Genomic DNA, 17,852 nt, shown 5'->3' with positions numbered 1-17,852 from the left:
ATCCTGTAACCGGCCGTCCTGTAACGGGCCATCCTGCAACAGATAGCGCGTCGGATGGGGTCAGGGCTAGGTCCGGATCAAGTCGCGCACGGCGGCGGGGGTGCCCCCGCCCGGGAAGACGGCCTTGTCCAGGGCGCCGGTGTCCAAGCCCAGATGGTCCCGCAGGATGCCTTTCATCACGGCGCGCAGATCCTGCGTGGGCGCCAGGTCGCGGCCCTGGTACAGGCGATCGTCGGCCAGGCCGGGCCAGGTCGCCAGCACGCGCCCGCCCCGCACGGCGCCGCCCGCCAGAAGGGCCGCCGTGGCCGTGCCGTGGTCGGTGCCGCCGGTGCCGTTGGGTCGGGCGGTCCGCCCGAACTCCGTCACCACCGCCACCACCGTCTGCCGCCAGGCGGGGCCCAGGCTGGCGCGCAAGGCCACCAGTACCTTGGACAGGTTGCCCAACGCCCCGGCCAGCCGGCCGGCGGTTGTGCCCTGCTGGGCATGGGTGTCCCAGCCCTGCAGATCCATGACGGCCACGCGCGGGCCGTTCGCGTCGGCCAGCAGGCGGCCGGTGGCGGTCCCCAGCTCAGCCGGATCCAGGTGCACGGCCTTGGGCTTGGGGGCGGCGGCCATCATCGCCCCGTCCATGGCGCCATCGGCGTCGGTATTGAGGGCATGATCGGCCATGCTGGCCGAATCCAAACCGGCCTTCAGCGCGTTCGCCAGCAGGGGGTCGTTGGCGTACAGCGCCGCCACGCGGTCCAGGAAATCCCCGTCCGCCTCCTTCAGCGGTGATGGCGACCAGGAGGCGATGGGGGCGGCCCCGCGCAGCACGAGGGGCACGCCCTGTCCAACGGCCAGGCCCAGGCGCCGCCCGCCGGTATCGCCCCCCAGCTGCGCAAGGGCCCGGTTCAGCCAGCCGCTGGCCACACCGTGCGGCGTCACCGTTCCGTTCTCCAGCAGATCCTGGGCGTCGAAATGGCTGCGGTCGCGGTAGGGGGTGGCGACGGCGTGGGCGACCAGCAACTGGCCTTCCTTGTACCAGGGGTGAATGTCAGCCAGGGCCGGGTTCAGGCCGAAGAAGCCGTCCAAATCCAGCACGCCGCCCTGGGCATTAGGATCCGGCAGGGCCAGGCGGCCGCGCAGGGCCGCATAGTCGCGGTCGGCATAGGGGGCGACGGCGGCCAGGCCGTCCATGCCGCCGCGCAGCACGATCAGGACGAATCGCTGCTCGCCCACCGTGCGGGCGAAGCTTACCTGCGGCAGCAGCGACAGCGCCGCGGCACCGCCCAGGCCGGCCAGCAGGCCGCGGCGGTTAAGGGGGAGAAAGCTGGTCATGATGGCACTCCTTCAGCGCCGCTGGAATTCGGGGGCGGAGATCAGCAGGGCCAGGCCCTCGGCGGCGCTGGGGGCGCGGGCCACGGCCTGGCGGGTGGCGTCACCCGCGAACGATCCCAGCGCCTGCTCCGCGATCTGGCGGGGGTCGATGCGGTCGCCCAGCTTTTCCCCCACGGTCAATGCCCAGTCGATACGCTGCACCATGGCCTCCGGCCCCACCCAGTCGGCGGCCTGGTCCGGCCAGCCGGCGGGCGAGGGGGCGGCGAAGGGCAGCTGCCCCAGCAACGCCAGGGAGCGTAGGGCGGGCTCGGCGCGTGCCGCCTTCATGTCGGTGTCGCCATCGTCCGCCGCAGGGTGGATGTCCGCCCCCAGGGCGCGGCCGGTGGAGACCACCAGCTCTGTCGGCGTCTTCACCTTGCGGGCCTCGGACGCCCAGGCGGCATCCTGATGCAACAGGGTGCGGGTGACCTCTCCCAGATGGCCGTCGCTGTCGCGGTAGCTTTTTTCCAGCGCCGCCACCACGGCTGGCGGCGGATTGTCGGCAATGAAATGCCGCGCCAGCTTGGTGGCGAGATGACGGGCCGTGGCCGGGTGGCGGGCCAGGCGCTGCAGGGCCAACAGGCCTTCGCCCATGCCATCCTCGCTGTAACGTTGGCCCAGCAGGATTTTGTCGCCCGGCTCGTGCAGGTTGGGGCGAAACAGGAAGGTCCCGGTATCGCGATCCCGCTCCACCGCAATGCTCCAGCCCGTCAGGATGCGGGCCAGCTCGCGCACGTCCGTCTGGCTGTAGCCGCCATCCACGCCCAGGGTGTGCAATTCCAGCAGTTCGCGGCCCAGATTCTCATTCAGGCCGCGCTGACGCCGGATGCCGGCCAGGCTGTCCGGCCCGACGGACACGGCGTTGTCCAGATAGGCCAGCATCACCGGGTGGCGGGTCGCGGCCAGCAGCATGTCGGCGAACCGGCCGGTGACGTGCGGGCGTATGGCCTCGTTCTCATAGGGAACCACGGCAGCGGCGACGATGGGCCGGCTGGTCGAGACGGTGAAGTGGTTGGACCAGAAATGCACCAGCCGTTCGCGCAGGGGCGTGTCGGTGGCGATCGCGGCCCGGGTGCGCCGCGCGGCGTCGTCGCGGTAGGTGGCGCGCAGCGCCTCGCGGAGGGGTTTGCGCGCCTCCTCGTCCTTTTCCTTGCGGGCGGCGTAGGTCGCGGCCAGGCGGGTTGCGCTGTCCTCCACCCCCCGCAGATCCGGTGGCAAGTCGGGGGCCTGCGCCAGCTGCGCCTCCAGCCAGCCGCGGGGATCGGATTGGGCCGCCGCGATATCGCCGGGGCGGGCGCCCAGGCCGAATCGGTTGGTGGCGATGGCCGCTTGCAGGGTCATGCGGATGTCCTCGAACAAGCCGATTCCACGATCGGCGTCCCGGTGCTTCCACGCCGGTGGCTTTAGGGCCGGTGGCTTTAGGGCCGGCGGCTTCAGGGCCACGTTTGGCGCCAGGGAAACATCCCGTCTTGGCCCTGGTACGACCGACGCCGACCGGACCCTGCAGTGCCCGCGATGGCGGAAGAATGGTGGGCTCACCGGCGCCGTCCGCCTTTCATCGCCGCGCCGGGGGTGTCAGCATTGGGGAAGACTAGGCGGGGGCAGGCATGGCTTGGGGGCGAGGCCGGCATCGGCGGCGGGGGCTGCGTAGCCTTCTCGTGATGACGGGGGTGGTTTTCGGACTGGGAATCGCGCAGGCGGGCGTGCCGCCGGGGACGGAGGCTGGCCAGGCAGCGCCACCGCCGGCCAGTCTGTCGCAAGGCAACGTGTCGCAGAACGACTGGTCGCCGGTATCGGTATCGCGCGACGGGCGGGTGGGCCCCTATGTCCCCCTGGCGCGGACGGCGCATCCCTGGCGGATTTGCGCCCTGCTGCCGGGCACGCAGGACAAGTTCTGGTGGGGCGTGTCCTGGGGACTGGTGCGCGAGGCTGAACGGCTGGGCGTGGTCATCGGCGTCTATCAGGCCGGCGGCTATGACAAGCTGGATGTGCAAAAGGCGCAATTGGACACTTGCCGCACGCTGAAGCCCGACGCTTACATCGTCGCCGCCATCACCAGCGATGGTCTGGACGCGCAGGCTGCCGCCATCGCCGACGGCGGACGGCCACTGATCGACCTTATCAACGGCATGGCATCCCCCTACGTCACCGCGCACATCCTGGGGAATTTCCGCGAGAACGCCCGCTTCGGCGCCAACTACATCCTGGAACACCGCGCGGAATGGGAAAAGGCGGCCGGCCGGCCGCTGAAGGTGGGGTGGCTGCCGGGGCCCAAGGGGGCCGAATGGGCGGATGCCATGGAGGCGTCCGCGCTGGACGTTTTGCGACGCGCGGGCGTGGAGGTCATCCACGGCGGCTATGGCGCCACTGGGATGGCGACGCAGATGGATTTGGTGCGCGCCCTGTTCGACCGGGTGCCGGATGTGGACGTGGTCTTCGGCAACGCCGTGGCGATCCAGGCCGCGGCGAACTACCTGCGCTCCCGTCACGACGGTGGCACCCACCTGGTGGCAACCTACGCCACCGATGGCATCACCGATCTGGTCCGCGACGGCATCATCGAGCTGGCGGTGTCTGATTCCCCCATCGTGCAGGCGCGCATCGCAGTGGATTTGGCCGTGCGCGCGCTGGAGGGCCGACCCCACGGGGTGTGGAACGTCATGACGGTGGACCGGTTGGACCAGGCGCGGCTGGTCGGCTACGACCTGTCCCGCATCGCCGTGCCGGAGGGGGAGCGGTTTCAACTGCGCCCCTTGCCTCCCCTGGAGCCCCGCCGGGGGCCAAGTGTGCCGCCCAGCCCATCGCCGGCCGGCGTGAGCGGCTCGCCACCCGGCTGGGGATCATGAAAAGGCGCTTCACGGTTAAGATTGGGGTGAGAAAGCGCCCAAATGAAAAGGGCGGACGCCAGGGCCCGCCTTCTCCATTACTCAGACACTGAGCGCGGTACCTTACTCGGCGGCGGCGCTGCTGCTGCGGCGGCGCTTGCCGCTGGGCTTGCCCTCGGTGCGGGAGCGCTGGCCCAGGCCGATGGCCTTGGCCAGGCCCGAGCGCTGCTCGGCATAGTTGGGGGCGACCATGGGATAATCGGACGGCAGGCCCCACTTCACGCGGTATTCCTCCGGCGAGAGGCCGTAGGCGGTGCGCAGGTGGCGCTTCAACATCTTAAGCTTGCGGCCATCTTCCAGGCACACGATGTAGTCGGGTGTGACAGACTTGCGGATCGGCACGGCCGGGGTCAGCGGCTCTGCCGGTGTGGCGACCACTTCCTCGGGCGTGACCAGACGACGCAGGGTGTCGTGCACCTGCTTGATCAGATCAGGCAGGGCGGCCGGGGCCAGCGTGTTACCGGCAACATAGCTCGTGACGATCTTTCCGGTCAGGGCGATGATCTGCAGGTCGTCATTGGAATCGGATATCGGTTGTGTCATGTCCAGCCCTGGCGTTGTTTGTCACTTGTTGCAGGTTTTGTTGGACGGACTATAACCGAATTTATCTTGTTTGTATTGAAAAGAAGTGGTTTCCCCCTTGGAATTGCAGGAATGAGGGAAAACTTGGGGGAACAGAGTAATGGAAGGTCCAGTTACCGGCCCCATCAAGGCGAAAACCCGAGAGAATCGGAAGCCGTAAACCGTTACATGCCGAGGATGGGAAGTCGCCTTGACGGCGACTCCCAATCCGTTTCAAACGCTTCGCTGGGGAAGTTGAATGAACCGTTAACGGCGGTTCAACGGCTCAGGCGCCGGGCGCGGCTTGCTGTCCGACGATGTCTTGCCCGGCGATATCCTGGATGAACTGCCAGGCGACGCGGCCGGAACGGTTACCGCGCGTGACGGCCCATTCTACGGCGCGGGCGTGCAATTCCTCCGGGGACAGGGCCAGGCCCAAGGCCGCGGCATAGCCGTCGACCATGGCGAAGTAGGTGTCCTGGTCGCAGTTGTGGAAGCCCAGCCAGAGGCCGAAGCGGTCCGACAGGCTGACCTTCTCCTCCACCGCTTCGGACGGGTTGATGGCCGTCGACCGCTCATTGTCGATCATGTCCCGGGGCATCAGGTGGCGGCGGTTGGAGGTGGCGTAGAAAACCACGTTGGCCGGACGACCCTCCACCCCGCCTTCCAGCACCGCCTTCAGCGATTTGTAATGGGCGTCGTCGTTGGTGAAGGACAGGTCGTCGCAGAACAGGACGAAGCGGCGGCCGCTGTCGCGCACGGCGGCCAGCAGGCGGGGCAGGGAGGGAATGTCCTCGCGGTGGATTTCCACCAACGCCAGGGGCCCCCGGCCGGCCGGCCGGCCGGCCGCCTCGTTCACCGAAGCGTGCACCGACTTCACCAGCGAGCTTTTGCCCATGCCGCGCGCACCCCACAGCAGGGCGTTGTTGGCGGGCAGGCCCTGGGCGAAGCGGCGGGTGTTTTCCAACAGGGTGTCGCGCTGGCGCTGTACCCCCTGCAGCAGGCTGATGTCCACCTTGGAAACCTCAGGCACCGGCGACAGGCGATCCCCCTCCGCATGCCAGACGAAGGCGTCGGCGGCGTGGAAGTCGATAGGTGCCGGCGGGGGCGGTGCCAGCCGGTCCAGCGCGTCGGCGATGCGGGCCAGAAGCGGCAGCAAGGCGGAATCAGTGCTAATGGGGGCGGTCACGGGGCTTGTTTCCTTCTGTCCATTTCTTATCGCGCCCATCCCTTACTTCCCCGCCAGTGGCGGCGGTTTTGGGCGGCGGCCTGCCTATTCAACCGGGGAACGGTACGGGGATGGCCGCCGGCCGGCAACCCGCACCGATGGGGGGTCTGAGATTGGGTTGCAACATGGCCTGCGGTCGGTATAGTCGCGCCCAAACGTGGGCATGCCCGCCCCGTTGGCTTTTGTTATTCCCGCACGCTGGAGCAACCGTCCCATGTTCGTGTCCACCGCCCAGGCCCAGACCACCGGCGGCGCCGGCCCCGTCGATGCCGGCTCGCTGATGCAGATCCTGCCCTTCGTGGCGGTGTTCCTGGTCATGTACTTCTTTCTGATGCGCCCGCAGCAGAAGAAGATGAAGGAACACAAGAACATGCTGGAGTCGCTACGCCGTGGCGACAAGGTCGTCACCGGTGGCGGCATCATCGGCACCGTGGTCAAGGTCGGCGACAACGACGAGGTCACCATTGACGCCGGCGAAGGCGTGAAGTTCCGCGTCCTGCGCAGCACCATCACCACCGTGCTGGCCAAGACCGAGCCGGCCAAGACCGAGACCGATTCCAAGTGAGCCAGGGCGGGGCGGGTTTGAAACCGCCGCCGCCGCACGCCAGGTAAAAGGCCCGGCACCCGCATCCCCCAAGGGGCGAGTGCCAGGCCTTTTTCATTGTGGGAGGGCTGGAAGCCCATGGACATCACCCCTCTGATCCCGGCAGACCGCCAAGTCATCGACGCCTACGGCCCCGGCCGCTTCCGCGTCAGCAACGTGGTCTATGAGACGCCCATCATTGTCTTCCCCGACCGCACCATCCCTTGGACCGTCGATGGGTTCGCCGGCCTCCGGCCGGATGATTTCGCGGCCCTGATCGCCGAACAGCCGCCGCTGGAGATCGTGCTGCTGGGCACCGGGCCCACCATGCAGCTGTTCACCTCCACCTTGCGCCGTGCCGTCAAGGAACGCGGCTTGGGCGGCATCGACGCCATGGACACGGGTGCCGCCTGCCGTACCTATAATGTTCTTCTGGCGGAAGGCCGCCGCGTCGCCGCGGCTTTGCTGCCGGCTTGAGCGCCCCCTAAATTCAGGCGAATAAAAACCCCGGCCCTCGTAAGAAGGCCGGGGTTCGCATTTGAGCTTCCGCCCCGGGCTTTTCAGCCCAGGGTCATCAGCCGAGGTTCGTCAGCCCAAGTTCTGGGCAGCGAATTCCCAGTTGGCCAGCGTGTCGACGAAGGCCTTCAGGAAGTCGGGGCGACGGTTGCGGTAGTCGATGTAGTAGGCGTGTTCCCACACGTCGGCGGTGATCAGCGGCTTCAGGCCGTGGGCCAGCGGCGTGTCGGCGTTGGCCGACTTCGTGATCTTCAGCTTGCCTTCCTTGGTGTCTTCCACCAGCCAGGCCCAGCCGCTGCCGAACTGGCCGATGCCGGCGTCCACGAAGGCCTTCTTGAAGGCCTCGACGCTGCCGAAGTCGGAGACGATGCGCTTCTCCAGCTCACCCGGGATGGCCGAGGCCTTCGGCGTCAGGCTGTTCCAGAAGAAGGTGTGGTTCCAATGCTGGCCGGCGTTGTTGAAGATGGCCTGGGACTCGGCCTTGCCGGCGGTCGCCTTGACGATGTCCTCCAGGCTCTGGCCCTCGAACGCGGTACCGGCGATCAGCTCGTTCAGCTTGGTCACGTAGGCGTTGTGGTGCTTACCGTGGTGGAAATCCAGCGTCTCGGACGACATGTAGGGCTGCAGGGCGTCCTTGGCGTAGGGCAGAGGGGCAAGTTCGAAAGCCATGGTTTTCCTCGTCTTCTACGGGGTTATTCGGGAGTGGGCCGACGCGGCCGTCATGCGGGGGCCGCCAGTCCACCGGGACCGTTATTCTTCAACGAAATCATGCCCTGGCGGAGACGCCCAGGCATGTGGGCGCGATCACATCAGGGCAGCCGCCCGCGCCCTGGTTTGCGCACCCGGAGCAAGGGGGTAACACGAACATTCCCATCCCGGGAAGCGAATAGAACCGGTTTGGGGGCGGAAAGATTAACCTTATTGTTGCGGATGCCGTTCCGGGCCGGGGGGGGCCTGATCACCCTCCTCACCTGGGTCGACGGGCGGGCCGGAGGGTGGGGCCGGCGCCATGCCCGCCATGCTGCGGGCCAGGGCCAGCCGGGCACGCACCACCACCCAGCCGCGGGCGAGCGGGCCCAGGCTGATGCCCTGGGCCAGGGGGTCGCGGCGGCGCAGGCGTCCGGCCATCAGCCGGGCTGCATGCAGCAGGACGGCTGTTTCCATACGCAGACCGGGATCGCGTAATGCGCCCGGCAGGGCCCGGGCATGGTCCAACTGGCGGTCGATGCGGTCCAGCATGCGGTCCAGCACGACCCGCACGGCCGGGGTTGCCCGGTGTTCCACCAGGTGTTCCGGGCTGGCACCCACCGCGTCGAACCAATCCAGAGGGAAATAGCAGCGGCCCAGCCTCACCCAATCGTCCCGGCACTCCTGCACCACCCGCAGTAGGCGGATGGCCGTGCACAGCGCGTCCGTGGCGGCCAGCGCGTCGGCGCTTTCTCCGTAAAGCTCCAGGATATGGTGTCCCACCGGATTGGCCGCGAGCCGGCAGGCCATCAGCACATCACCCCAGGTTCGCGCCCGGTACCCCTCCGCATCGCGGCGGAAGGCCTGCAGCAATTGCCGGGCGTGAAGGGAGGATCCGCCGGTGACGGCCAGGCTGGCCTTCAGTTCCAAGGCAGGGCTGAGCCATGAGGGCACGCCGCCGCCGCTGACCAGCGCCCGTTCCAGCGCGTCCAGCTGGGCGATCTTGGCCTCCGGCTCCAGGTTGGCGTCGCCCGTGATGTCGTGCGCGAGTTTCAGGAACGAGGCGAAGGCCGCCGCGTGGCGCCGCATGGCCTTGGGCACCCGCCGCAGGGCCGAGGCATAGCCGCCCTGGACGGGTGGGCGGCGGGGGGCCGCGCGCGTGCGTCCGAAATGGGCAGTCTTGATACGGAAGTCGGCCATGGGCGGTCTTCTGTCCGGGCAGCGGAAGGACGCGGGATGAATAGGGGCACAGAGTGCCAGAGCTTGGCCGCCGGATGAAGCTTGCGTTTGGCAGAGGCCGAAGTGGGTGGAAGGGGGCAGGCGGCACGGGGCCGCCTTGACGGACCCGATCCGCTTGCCTAATATACGAACATCGAATATATATTCGATATACGAAAATAAAAGAGGGAGGGCGGGCATGACTGTTCAGGCTGGAACGGCGGGGGCCGGGTTGCCGCTGCGGCTGCACCATAACGCCTATGTCACGGCGGATATGGAGGCGACGCGCCGCTTTTATGAGGATCTGGTGGGCATGCCGCTGGTGGCCACATACTGCGAGACCGACCATCTGTTCGGCGCCGATCGGGTCTATTGCCACTGCTTCTTCGCGCTCAGCGATGGTGGCGCCCTGGCCTTCTTCCAGTTCGCCAGCCCCGAGGACCAGACCCTGTTCGGCCCGGCCATGCCGCCCTCGCCCTTCCATCACATCGCGCTCAAGGTCGATGCCGCCACGCAAGCCGCCGTCCACAGCCGCTTCCGCGCCGCCGGCGTGCCCGAGCCGTCGGATGACTGCTATTTCCTGGACCATGGATATTGCCAGTCGCTGTACGTGCGCGACCCCAACGGCCTGATTGTGGAGCTGACGGTGGACGCGCCCGGCATCGAGGACACGGATGAGGAGCGCAAACGCAACGCGCATGCCGACCTTGCCCGCTGGCTGGGCGGCGACCACCGTTCCAACAACCTGTACCGCCCGCAGTAACCGGCGGCGCCCAACCGACGCCAGGGGGACGGCCGTCGCCGCCCTTCAAAGGAAAGTCATTGATGAAGATCGGACCAGACACGACGCCGACCACGGCCATTTCCGGCTCCAATGCCGAGACCATCATCGTCCGGGGCCATGACCTCGTTCAGGATCTGATCGGCACGGTCAGCTTCACGGACCATGTGTGGCTGCTGGTCTGCGGCACGCTGCCCAGCCCGGAGCAGCGGCGGGTGCTGGACGCCACGCTGGTCGCCATCGCCGAGCATGGCCTGGTGCCCAGCGTGCAGGCGGCGCGCATGACCCTGGCGGCCGCGCCGGAAGCTCTGCAAGGCGCCGTTGCCGCCGGCCTGCTGGGCTGCGGCTCCGTCATTCTGGGCAGTGCCGAGGCGGCGGGCCGCTTCCAGAGCCAGGTGTTGGACGTGGCCGGGGGCAACGACGGCGACCTGGATGCCGCCATCACCGGCACCGTACGCGCCTATCGCGCGGAGAAGCGGGCCATTCCAGGGTATGGCCATCCCTTGCACAAGGACGGCGACCCCCGCGCCCTGCGCCTGTTCGCCCTGGCGGAGGAGGCGTCGCTGGCGGGCCCGCACATGGAGGTGGCGCGCCGTGCGGAACACCTGCTGCCCGACCTGGTGGGCAAGCCCCTGAAGATGAACGTGTCGGCCGCCATTCCGGCCGTGCTGCTGGACTCGGGCTTCCCCCTGCTGGCGGTCAAGGGCGTCCCCCTGCTGGCGCGCACCGCCAGCCTGGTGGCCCATTTGCTGGAGGAGCAGCGGCACCCCATCGGCTTCCGCATGTCGCACGCGGCCAGCGGCGCCATCCGCTACGACGGGCCGGCGCCGGACGGCTTCGCCGCCGATGAGAATTAGTGCCAGCGGTACGAGATGTTGAGTCGTCCCCCAGGGCGCGACTGCGCCCGCCGGAGGGGCGCCGCGGGAGCGGAGCGAGGATAGCCAGGTCAGCGGATGCTGACGCCGGCGCTTGAGGGGGCATTTGAGAGGTCACGGTCAAATGCCGCGCGCATAAGAAGAACGGATAGTCGAAAGGTTGCAGGCTGATGGTTGAGGTGCTGAAAGGCATACGGGTGGTGGAGCAGGGGACCTTCATCACGGGTCCCTGTGCCGCCATGCTGCTGGCGGACCTGGGGGCGGACGTCATCAAGATCGAATCGCCCGAAGGTGGGGACCCCTACCGCACCTTCAAGGACGGGCACTACAGTGCCCACTTTCAGGCCTACAACCATGCCAAGCGCAGCCTGTGCCTGGACCTGAAGAAGGCGGAGGACCGCACGCTGTTCCACGGGCTGGTCAGCAGCGCCGACGTCTATATCCAGAACTTCCGTCCCGGCGTCGCCGGCCGCATCGGTGCCGGCTGGGACGACCTGTCGGCGGTGAATCCCAAGCTGGTCTATTGTTCCATCAGCGGCTTCGGCCCGGACGGGCCCTACAGCCGCCGGCCCAGCTATGACAGCGTGACCCAGGCGCTGAGCGGCTTCCTCAGTGTCGCCATCGACCCCGCCAACCCGCGCCTGCTGGGCCCCGCCCTGGCCGACGCCATCACCGGCCTGTATGCCGCCCTGGGCATCCTGGGCGCGCTGGTGGAACGGGGGCGGACGGGTACGGGTCGCCTGTTGGAAATCTCCATGCTGGAGGCGATGATGCACTTCGCCATCGAGCCGTTCGCCGGCTATTTCGCCCTGGGCGAAGTGCCGACGGGTATGGATCGGCCCCGCCTGGCCCAGGCCATGATCCTGACCTGCGGCGATGGCAAGCATGTGGCCGTGCACATGTCGTCGCTAGAGAAGTTCTGGGACGCGCTGGTGGCCGGGATCGGGGGGCAGTCCCTGACCCAGGATCCGCGCTTCGCCACCCGCCTGGCGCGCATCGACCATTATCCACAGCTGGTGGCCGCGCTGAACGCCATTTTCGCGACCCGGCCGCGGGCGGAGTGGGTGGCGCGGCTGAGCGATACGGACCTGCCCTTCGCCCCCGTGAATTCCATTGCAGACACTGTCGCGGACCCACAGGTGGAGCACCTGCAGATGCTGGTGCCCGTGGCCAGGCGGATCGAGGGGGCAAGCCGCCTGGTACGCTCGCCCTTCGCCTATGGTGGTGCCCGCGACGACGCGGTGGTGGCAGCCCCGCTGCTGGGCCAGCACAGCGCCGGCATCCGCGCGGCCCTGGCCGAGAACCCCGGCGCCTGGCCCGGCTGATCAGCGCCGACCCATCAGCGGCCCAGGGCGACCGTATCGGCCACGGGCAGCAGCCCGTTGCCCGAGGGCAGGCGGCGCAGTTCGCGGGAAATCTGCTCGGCCACGCCGCGCAGATGGTCCAGGCGTTCGGCCACCAGCTGGTCCTTGGCATAGCGTTTGGAGTGGCTGGCGGAATTCAGGGTGGCGATGGTGCGTCCACCCTGATCCTTCAGGGGCACGGCCAGGGAGACAACGCCGTAGGCCAGCTCATCCTCCACCGCGCAGTAGCCATCCTTGCGCACCTGGGTGATCAGGTCGAACAGACGGTCCCGGTCCACCACGGTTTTCTCGGTGATGGGCGCGATGGCCGCCTTGTCCAGGAAGGCGCGCAGCATGGGGTCGGGCAAGGCGGCCAGCAGCACGCGGCCCATGGCGGTGGCGAAGGCGGGGAAGCGGCTGCCGACATGCGCCTCAAGCCGCACCAGGGTGCGGACGGAGGCGCGGGCGACATAGATGATGTCCTCCCCATCCAGCACGCTGATCGACGCGCTGTCCGACGTGGCGTTGGCCAATTCCGTCAGCGGCACGGAGGCCAGGCGCTCGATGTCCAGGGCCTCCAGATAGGCAGCCCCCAGGTCCAGCACCTTGGGGCGCAGGAAGAAGCGGCGCTTGACCGAGCCGACATAACCCAGGGACTGCAGGGTCAGCAGGCAGCGGCGCGCGGTGGCCGGCGCCAGGCCGGTGATGGCGGCGATCTCGCTGAGCGACAGGCTGGGGTGGTCGTGGTTGAAGGCCAGCAGCACGCTGAGGCCTTTGGCCAGCCCGGCCATCTCTTCGCGGCGGCCTTCGCCCTCCGTGCCCGCGTCCTCATCCATGCCGCGCATCCTTCGCTTTTTCAAATCGTGTCAACCAGGCGGCGGGAGGGTCGGCTTGGCCGCTTGTCCTTGTCAAGCGACGGCAGGGGCCGCCAGCGATTGCGCCGCGTGGTGGGTGCTGCTACCATACGATATTAGAAAAATAATTCGATAAACGAATTTAAAGTCGCAGGGAGAGCGATATCCATGGCGTCCGATCCTGTCCCCCCGCCCACCCTGGTCCTGTTGCCCGGCTTGCTGTGCGACCGCACCGTCTGGGAACCGCAGATCGCGGCCCTATCCTCCCGCCGGATGATCCAGGTCGCGGACCTCTGGGGCCAGGACAGCTTCGACGCCATGGCCGACCGGGTGCTGGACGACGCCCCGCTTCGGTTCGCGCTGGCCGGTCATTCCATGGGCGGCCGGGTGGCGCTGGAGATCATGCGCAAGGCGCCGGAGCGGGTGGAGCGGCTGGCCCTGCTGAGCACGGGCGTGCATCCCGTGCTGCCCGGCGAGGCGGCGCAGCGGGAGGAACTGATCCGCTTCGCCTGGGAACAGGGCATGACGGCGCTGGCCCGGCGCTGGCTGCCGCCGGTGCTGCATCCTGATTGCCGCGGGGATGCGGAGCTGGTGGGGCGGTTGGAGGCGATGTGGTGCCGGGCCACCCCTGCCATCCATGAGGGCCAGATCCGGGCGGCGCTGAACCGCCGGGACGCACGTGACGTGCTTTCCACATTGACGTGTCCACCCTTGGCTTGCCCCACCCTGGTCTTGGGGGGGCAGGATGACCCGTGGAGCCCGCCCGCGCAGCAGGCCGCCATCGCCGAGGCCATTCCTGAGGGTCGCCTGGCCATCATCCCCCGTTGCGGCCATATGGTGACGCTGGAGGCGCCCGAGGCCACCACCACCCTATTGGTGGATTGGCTGTCGCGCTGACCGACCCAACCTTGATCCCACCCTCAACACCATGGAGAACGCCGCCATGACCAAGGTCCTGGTCCTCTATTACAGCACCTACGGCCATGTGGAGACGCTGGCCTATGCCATCGCCGATGGGGCCCGCGAGGTGGCCGGCACCGAGGTCACGGTCAAGCGCGTGCCGGAGCTGATGCCGCCGGACGTGGCGGCCAAGGCGCACGCCAAGCTGGACCAGAAGGCCCCCCTGGCCGATCCGGCGGAGTTGGGGCGCTACGATGCCGTGATCATCGGTGCGCCCACCCGCTTCGGCAACATGGCCGCACAGATGCGCAATTTCCTGGATCAGACGGGGCCGTTGTGGGCCCAGGGGGCGCTGGTCGGCAAGGTGGGGGCCGCCTTCACCTCCACCGCCAGCCAGCACGGTGGCCAGGAAACCACCCTGACCTCCATCCACACCACGCTGCTGCATCACGGCATGGTGATCTGTGGCGTACCCTATTCCGAGCCGGGCCTGACGGTGATGGATGAGGTCACGGGCGGCACACCCTACGGCGCCAGCACCATCGCCGGCCCCAAGGGCGAGCGCCAGCCCAGCGCCAACGAACTGGCCATCGCCCGCGCCCAGGGCCGTTTCGTGGCCGGCGTGGCCGCCAAGCAGGCCGCCTGATAAAAAGGGGCCGCCCCGGAACGCGCCCGGGGCGGCCTATCCGCCCGGCCGGCGGATGCTCCGGCCGGGCTGGGAAGCAAGGAGTCAAAACCAGAAGGTGGCCTCCGCCCCGAAGCGGCGGGGCAGGGCCTTGAAGACGAAGCCGCCGGGCGAATATTCGGCGTTGTAGCGCTTGTCGAAGACGTTCTTTGCCCACAGCGCCACGGACCAGTCGTCACGGGTGTAGGTGGTGCGCACATCCACCAGGTCGACGGGGTCGCGCACGGTGGAGTTCTGCGGATCCCAATAGGTGTCGCCGATGCGCTGGTATTCCAGACGGGAGACCAGGGATGAACTTTTATCGAAGTCCCAGGTGTGCTGGAGGGCGGCGTTGATGGTGTACTTGGAAACGCCGGGCGCCTGGTTGCCGATGACGGTGCGGTCAGTGGCTTCCGTGATGTTGCTGTCGGTGTAGCCCGCCCCGATGCTGGCCTGCAGGCTGTCCGTCAGGTGGGCGGTGAGGCCGGCGTCGGCGCCCTTGTATTCCACCAGCCCGAGGTTACCCAGGTTCTGGGTGGAGTTGGCGGCCAGGAAGACGAAGAAATAGGGATTGTGGGAGCGGGTGTAGAAGCCGGCGCCCTCCACCTCCAGCCGCCGGTCGAACAGAGTCTTCTTGAAGCCTAGTTCATAGGTATCCGCCCATTCCGCCTGGAACACGTCGGATACGCCCAGAATGCCGTTGGCCGCGGCCACGGCGCCCACGCCCGTCTGGTTGAAGCCGCCGCTGCGGAAGCCACGCCCCCAGTCGGCATACAAGGTGGTGGTCGTGTCCGGCTTGTAGCGCAGCACGATCTTGGGCTGGGCCCGGTCGAAGGTGCGCTCGCGCACCTCGCCGCTGACCCCCTGGGGGAAGCCCGGGATGTTGGGCAGGAAGGCGGTGGGGGTCAGGGTGGTGTTGCGCCGGTTGTCGCTGTCGTAGCGCAGCGACAGCGCCAGCTCCAGCTGGTCGGTCAGTTCCGCCGTCAGGTCGCCGTACAGCGCCCAGGCCATGTTGTCCTGGCTGTCGGCCAGGAAGGTGGCTTGCGGGTTCAGCGGGTTGGTGCTGGGGCTGCGGTAGACGGGGAAGACGCCGTTGCCGGTGTCCACCATGTTGCCGGTGGAGATGTAGCGGTCGGTATGGATGAGATAGCCGCCGACGATCCAGCGCAGGAAGCCCTCGTTGGGCGAAGTCAGGCGGAAATCCTCGCTGACCGCCTTTACGTCCAGGAACTGGCTCTGGTTCATGTCGAAGCCCAGCAGTCCCTTGAAGAAGGATTCGTTGATGGGCAGGAAGTCGAAGGCGTCGCCGGTGACGATCTCGCGCACCACGTCATAGGCCGTGACCGAGGTGGCGGTGGCGAAGCCCAGGTTCCAGTCGACCTTGACCGAGGCATCCAGCAGACGGCGGTTGTCGATGCCGGCGTTGTTGACCCGCACCGGCAGGCTGGTGTCGTTCACGTCGCTGACGATGTTGTAGTAGAAGCCGCGCGTATCCAGTTCCGACATGGAAAAGCGCGTGTCCACGGTCAGATCCTCGGTGGGCGTGAACAGCAGCTTCAGCCGGCCTGAGGTCTGCTTGACCGGGTTGGCCTCGGTATCCAGGTAGGTGTTCTTGATGGTGCCGTCGTTGCTGGTGTGGCTGATGGAGCCGATGAACTTCAGCTTGCCGGGGACGATGGCGCCGCTGGCCGTGGCCTGCTCGGTATAGCCCGGGCCGTTCTCCACCCCCGCCTTGACCTTGAACTCATAGCTGTCGGTGGGTTCCTTGGTGGTGATCAGGATGGCGCCGCCGATGGCGTTGCGGCCGTAAAGGCCGCCCTGCGGGCCCTTCAGCACTTCGATCCCTGAAATGTCGAACAGATCCTGGTTGAACTGGGATGGGTTCACCTGCTGCACCCCGTCCACCACCACGGCGGTCGACGGCTCGCTGTTGCGCGCCTGGCCGATGCCGCGCACGACCACGAACGCCGTGCCCACGTTCTGGGTTTCCACCAGCGTGACGTTGGGTGTCATGGCGATGAAGTCGCGGGGCGCGGTGATGCCCGACGCCTCGATCTGCGCCTCGGTGAAAGCCGTCACCGCCGCTGGCACGTCCGTCAGCTTTTCCGAGCGCTTGCGGGCGATGACCAGGATGTCCTCCAGCTGGCCAACGGCGCTGTTGTCGCTCGCGGCGCTGGTCTGACCCAGGGCGCCGCCGCCGGAAAGCAGGGCGGCCGTCAGTGCCAGGCGCGAGGCCGTCCGGGTGAAGGCGGAGTGCGCCTGGCGACGGCGCAGGTGGTGGTCAGGTGTCAGGCGATCCCCGTGCACGGCCGCTGGCGGCATCGTTGTCCTCCCCGTTCTTTTTCGTATAACGAAAATATTTTCTATAAACGTATCTTAGCATTCTGGCGAAGATCGTCAAGACGCCGACCCCGGCGCGGCGGCGGCCGGCTATCGTCCTTTGGGAGAGAGGCGGGGTGATGAAGGTGGCGCTGGTCAGGGGCGGGGCGGGCGGTTCATAAAGGCGGCCTCTTTCCCGCCGGATGCGCAGCGCCATGGCCCCCTCAGCCCAGCCCACCCTGTCCTATTGCCTGGAAACCGTCCGCCGTCAGGATCCGGACCGCTTCCTGACCCTGCTGTTCGTCCCGGCGGACAGGCGGGAGGATTTGGCCGCGCTGTACGCGTTCAACCATGAGGTGGCGAAGACGCGTGAAGTGGTGACCGAGCCCATGTTGGGCCAGATCCGTCTGCAATGGTGGCGCGACAGCATCGCCGGCATCTATGAGGGCGAACCCCGCCGGCACGAGGTGGTGCAGCCCCTGGCCCAGGCGGCGCAGCGCCACGGCCTGGATCGCGCGCAGTTGGAATTGCTTGTGGATGCGCGTGAGGCGGACATGGACGACGCGGCGCCGGCGGATCTCGCCTGCCTGGTGAACTATGCCGAGGTGACGTCCGCCCCGCTGGTGCGCCTGGCGTTGCAGATCCTGGGTGTCGCGCCTGAGGGGGCCGCCGCGACGGTGGCGACCCACGTCGGCCGTGGATGGGCCCTGGCCGGCATCCTGCGCGCCGTGCCCTTCCTGGCACGGGCCCACCGCTCGCGCATGCCGGCGGATTTGATGCAAAGGCACGGTGCCGATGAGGCCCAGCTGTTCGAGCTGAAGCCCCACCCCGGTCTGGCCGCCGTGGCCAAGGAGATCGCAGACGCCGCGCGTGCGGAACTGGCCGCTGCCCGGCGTCTGCGTGGCGCGCTGCCCCGCGCCGCCGTGCCGGCCCTGCTGCCGGCCCGTCTGGCCAGCCTATCCCTGGACCGGCTGGCCAAGGCCGGCCACGATCCACTGGCCCCAGAGCTGCTGCGCCCTGACGGCCTGCGGGCTGCGCGGCTGGCCTGGGCGGCATTTAGCGGCAGGTGGTAATAGGGG

Annotated in this window: 17 protein-coding genes; 9 read left to right on the top strand and 8 right to left on the bottom strand. The window is 68.0% G+C overall.

What is annotated here, in order from left to right; translation table 11 throughout:
• Positions 1 to 66: 66 nt before the first annotated feature.
• Positions 67 to 1,320, bottom strand: coding sequence for a DUF1501 domain-containing protein (locus FBZ87_RS09330; RefSeq protein WP_145610068.1), 1,254 nt, complete (start codon positions 1,318 to 1,320; stop codon positions 67 to 69).
• Between the two features lie 12 nt (positions 1,321 to 1,332).
• The gene (locus FBZ87_RS09325) at positions 1,333 to 2,700 is read right to left on the bottom strand and encodes a DUF1800 domain-containing protein (protein ID WP_145610067.1); all 1,368 of its coding nucleotides are present in this window, start codon (positions 2,698 to 2,700) and stop codon (positions 1,333 to 1,335) included.
• A gap of 329 nt (positions 2,701 to 3,029) precedes the next feature.
• Between FBZ87_RS09325 and torT the strand changes: the two genes are divergently transcribed.
• Positions 3,030 to 4,205 carry a TMAO reductase system periplasmic protein TorT gene (torT, locus tag FBZ87_RS09320; protein WP_186454670.1) on the top strand — a complete coding sequence of 392 codons (1,176 nt, stop codon included), beginning with the start codon at positions 3,030 to 3,032 and terminating at the stop codon, positions 4,203 to 4,205.
• Between the two features lie 102 nt (positions 4,206 to 4,307).
• Here the strand turns inward: torT and FBZ87_RS09315 are convergent, their stop codons facing one another.
• Complete coding sequence (locus FBZ87_RS09315) at positions 4,308 to 4,787, bottom strand: Ros/MucR family transcriptional regulator (protein WP_145610065.1); 480 nt, start codon at positions 4,785 to 4,787, stop codon at positions 4,308 to 4,310.
• A 304-nt stretch (positions 4,788 to 5,091) separates the two neighbouring features.
• On the bottom strand, positions 5,092 to 5,994 hold the full coding sequence (locus FBZ87_RS09310) for an ATP-binding protein (RefSeq protein ID WP_246134315.1): 903 nt from the start codon (positions 5,992 to 5,994) through the stop codon (positions 5,092 to 5,094).
• A gap of 253 nt (positions 5,995 to 6,247) precedes the next feature.
• On the opposite strand from FBZ87_RS09310, the gene yajC reads away from it, so the two are divergent.
• Positions 6,248 to 6,598, top strand: coding sequence for a preprotein translocase subunit YajC (yajC, locus tag FBZ87_RS09305; RefSeq protein ID WP_040849264.1), 351 nt, complete (start codon positions 6,248 to 6,250; stop codon positions 6,596 to 6,598).
• A 117-nt stretch (positions 6,599 to 6,715) separates the two neighbouring features.
• Positions 6,716 to 7,093, top strand: a complete 378-nt coding sequence (locus tag FBZ87_RS09300) for an Mth938-like domain-containing protein (protein WP_186454669.1) — start codon at positions 6,716 to 6,718, stop codon at positions 7,091 to 7,093.
• 111 nt (positions 7,094 to 7,204) lie between these two features.
• On the opposite strand, the gene FBZ87_RS09295 is transcribed toward FBZ87_RS09300, so the two are convergent.
• Positions 7,205 to 7,801: a superoxide dismutase gene (locus tag FBZ87_RS09295; protein WP_004274034.1), complete on the bottom strand. Its 597-nt coding sequence runs from the start codon at positions 7,799 to 7,801 to the stop codon at positions 7,205 to 7,207.
• Positions 7,802 to 8,050: 249 nt separating this feature from the next.
• Entirely contained in the window at positions 8,051 to 9,019 is a 969-nt protein-coding gene (locus FBZ87_RS09290; protein WP_186454668.1) for a squalene/phytoene synthase family protein, read from the bottom strand.
• A gap of 217 nt (positions 9,020 to 9,236) precedes the next feature.
• Here FBZ87_RS09290 and FBZ87_RS09285 point away from each other — a divergent pair, with 217 nt between their 5' ends.
• The 3 genes from FBZ87_RS09285 to FBZ87_RS09275 all read left to right on the top strand — a co-directional run bounded on the left by FBZ87_RS09285 (position 9,237) and on the right by FBZ87_RS09275 (position 12,018).
• On the top strand, positions 9,237 to 9,800 hold the full coding sequence (locus FBZ87_RS09285; RefSeq protein ID WP_145610061.1) for a VOC family protein: 564 nt from the start codon (positions 9,237 to 9,239) through the stop codon (positions 9,798 to 9,800).
• 62 nt (positions 9,801 to 9,862) lie between these two features.
• Entirely contained in the window at positions 9,863 to 10,675 is an 813-nt protein-coding gene (locus tag FBZ87_RS09280) for a citryl-CoA lyase (RefSeq protein WP_145610060.1), read from the top strand.
• A 188-nt stretch (positions 10,676 to 10,863) separates the two neighbouring features.
• Positions 10,864 to 12,018: a CaiB/BaiF CoA transferase family protein gene (locus FBZ87_RS09275; RefSeq protein WP_145610059.1), complete on the top strand. Its 1,155-nt coding sequence runs from the start codon at positions 10,864 to 10,866 to the stop codon at positions 12,016 to 12,018.
• A gap of 14 nt (positions 12,019 to 12,032) precedes the next feature.
• Here FBZ87_RS09275 and FBZ87_RS09270 read toward each other — a convergent pair whose 3' ends face one another.
• A complete protein-coding gene (locus FBZ87_RS09270) occupies positions 12,033 to 12,872 on the bottom strand; it encodes an IclR family transcriptional regulator domain-containing protein (protein WP_186454667.1) in 840 nt (279 codons plus the stop codon).
• A 186-nt stretch (positions 12,873 to 13,058) separates the two neighbouring features.
• Here FBZ87_RS09270 and FBZ87_RS09265 point away from each other — a divergent pair, with 186 nt between their 5' ends.
• Both FBZ87_RS09265 and wrbA read left to right on the top strand, forming a co-directional pair.
• A complete protein-coding gene (locus tag FBZ87_RS09265; protein WP_145610057.1) occupies positions 13,059 to 13,787 on the top strand; it encodes an alpha/beta fold hydrolase in 729 nt (242 codons plus the stop codon).
• 46 nt (positions 13,788 to 13,833) lie between these two features.
• Positions 13,834 to 14,436 (top strand): NAD(P)H:quinone oxidoreductase, encoded by a 603-nt coding sequence (wrbA, locus tag FBZ87_RS09260; protein WP_145610056.1) that lies wholly within the window; start codon positions 13,834 to 13,836, stop codon positions 14,434 to 14,436.
• An 84-nt stretch (positions 14,437 to 14,520) separates the two neighbouring features.
• Here the strand turns inward: wrbA and FBZ87_RS09255 are convergent, their stop codons facing one another.
• The gene (locus FBZ87_RS09255) at positions 14,521 to 16,776 is read right to left on the bottom strand and encodes a TonB-dependent receptor (RefSeq protein ID WP_246134314.1); all 2,256 of its coding nucleotides are present in this window, start codon (positions 16,774 to 16,776) and stop codon (positions 14,521 to 14,523) included.
• A gap of 212 nt (positions 16,777 to 16,988) precedes the next feature.
• Here FBZ87_RS09255 and FBZ87_RS09250 point away from each other — a divergent pair, with 212 nt between their 5' ends.
• The gene (locus tag FBZ87_RS09250; RefSeq protein WP_145610055.1) at positions 16,989 to 17,846 is read left to right on the top strand and encodes a phytoene/squalene synthase family protein; all 858 of its coding nucleotides are present in this window, start codon (positions 16,989 to 16,991) and stop codon (positions 17,844 to 17,846) included.
• Positions 17,847 to 17,852 lie beyond the last annotated feature (6 nt).

The organism is Nitrospirillum amazonense (genome assembly GCF_007828035.1).
In the GTDB taxonomy this organism is placed as follows: Bacteria; Pseudomonadota; Alphaproteobacteria; order Azospirillales; family Azospirillaceae; genus Nitrospirillum; species Nitrospirillum amazonense.
The sequence above is the reverse complement of the archived record's forward strand: the minus strand, read 5'-3'. Positions and strand labels throughout refer to the sequence as shown.

Coding starts and splice junctions, on each gene's coding strand:
- FBZ87_RS09330 (WP_145610068.1), bottom strand. CDS start 1,320: ATGACCAGCTTTCTCCCCCTTAACCGCCGCGGCCTGCTGGCCGGCCTG.
- FBZ87_RS09325 (WP_145610067.1), bottom strand. CDS start 2,700: ATGACCCTGCAAGCGGCCATCGCCACCAACCGATTCGGCCTGGGCGCC.
- FBZ87_RS09315 (WP_145610065.1), bottom strand. CDS start 4,787: ATGACACAACCGATATCCGATTCCAATGACGACCTGCAGATCATCGCC.
- yajC (WP_040849264.1), top strand. CDS start 6,248: ATGTTCGTGTCCACCGCCCAGGCCCAGACCACCGGCGGCGCCGGCCCC.
- FBZ87_RS09300 (WP_186454669.1), top strand. CDS start 6,716: ATGGACATCACCCCTCTGATCCCGGCAGACCGCCAAGTCATCGACGCC.
- FBZ87_RS09295 (WP_004274034.1), bottom strand. CDS start 7,801: ATGGCTTTCGAACTTGCCCCTCTGCCCTACGCCAAGGACGCCCTGCAG.
- FBZ87_RS09290 (WP_186454668.1), bottom strand. CDS start 9,019: ATGGCCGACTTCCGTATCAAGACTGCCCATTTCGGACGCACGCGCGCG.
- FBZ87_RS09285 (WP_145610061.1), top strand. CDS start 9,237: ATGACTGTTCAGGCTGGAACGGCGGGGGCCGGGTTGCCGCTGCGGCTG.
- FBZ87_RS09280 (WP_145610060.1), top strand. CDS start 9,863: ATGAAGATCGGACCAGACACGACGCCGACCACGGCCATTTCCGGCTCC.
- FBZ87_RS09275 (WP_145610059.1), top strand. CDS start 10,864: ATGGTTGAGGTGCTGAAAGGCATACGGGTGGTGGAGCAGGGGACCTTC.
- FBZ87_RS09270 (WP_186454667.1), bottom strand. CDS start 12,872: ATGGATGAGGACGCGGGCACGGAGGGCGAAGGCCGCCGCGAAGAGATG.
- FBZ87_RS09265 (WP_145610057.1), top strand. CDS start 13,059: ATGGCGTCCGATCCTGTCCCCCCGCCCACCCTGGTCCTGTTGCCCGGC.
- wrbA (WP_145610056.1), top strand. CDS start 13,834: ATGACCAAGGTCCTGGTCCTCTATTACAGCACCTACGGCCATGTGGAG.
- FBZ87_RS09255 (WP_246134314.1), bottom strand. CDS start 16,776: ATGCCGCCAGCGGCCGTGCACGGGGATCGCCTGACACCTGACCACCAC.
- FBZ87_RS09250 (WP_145610055.1), top strand. CDS start 16,989: ATGGCCCCCTCAGCCCAGCCCACCCTGTCCTATTGCCTGGAAACCGTC.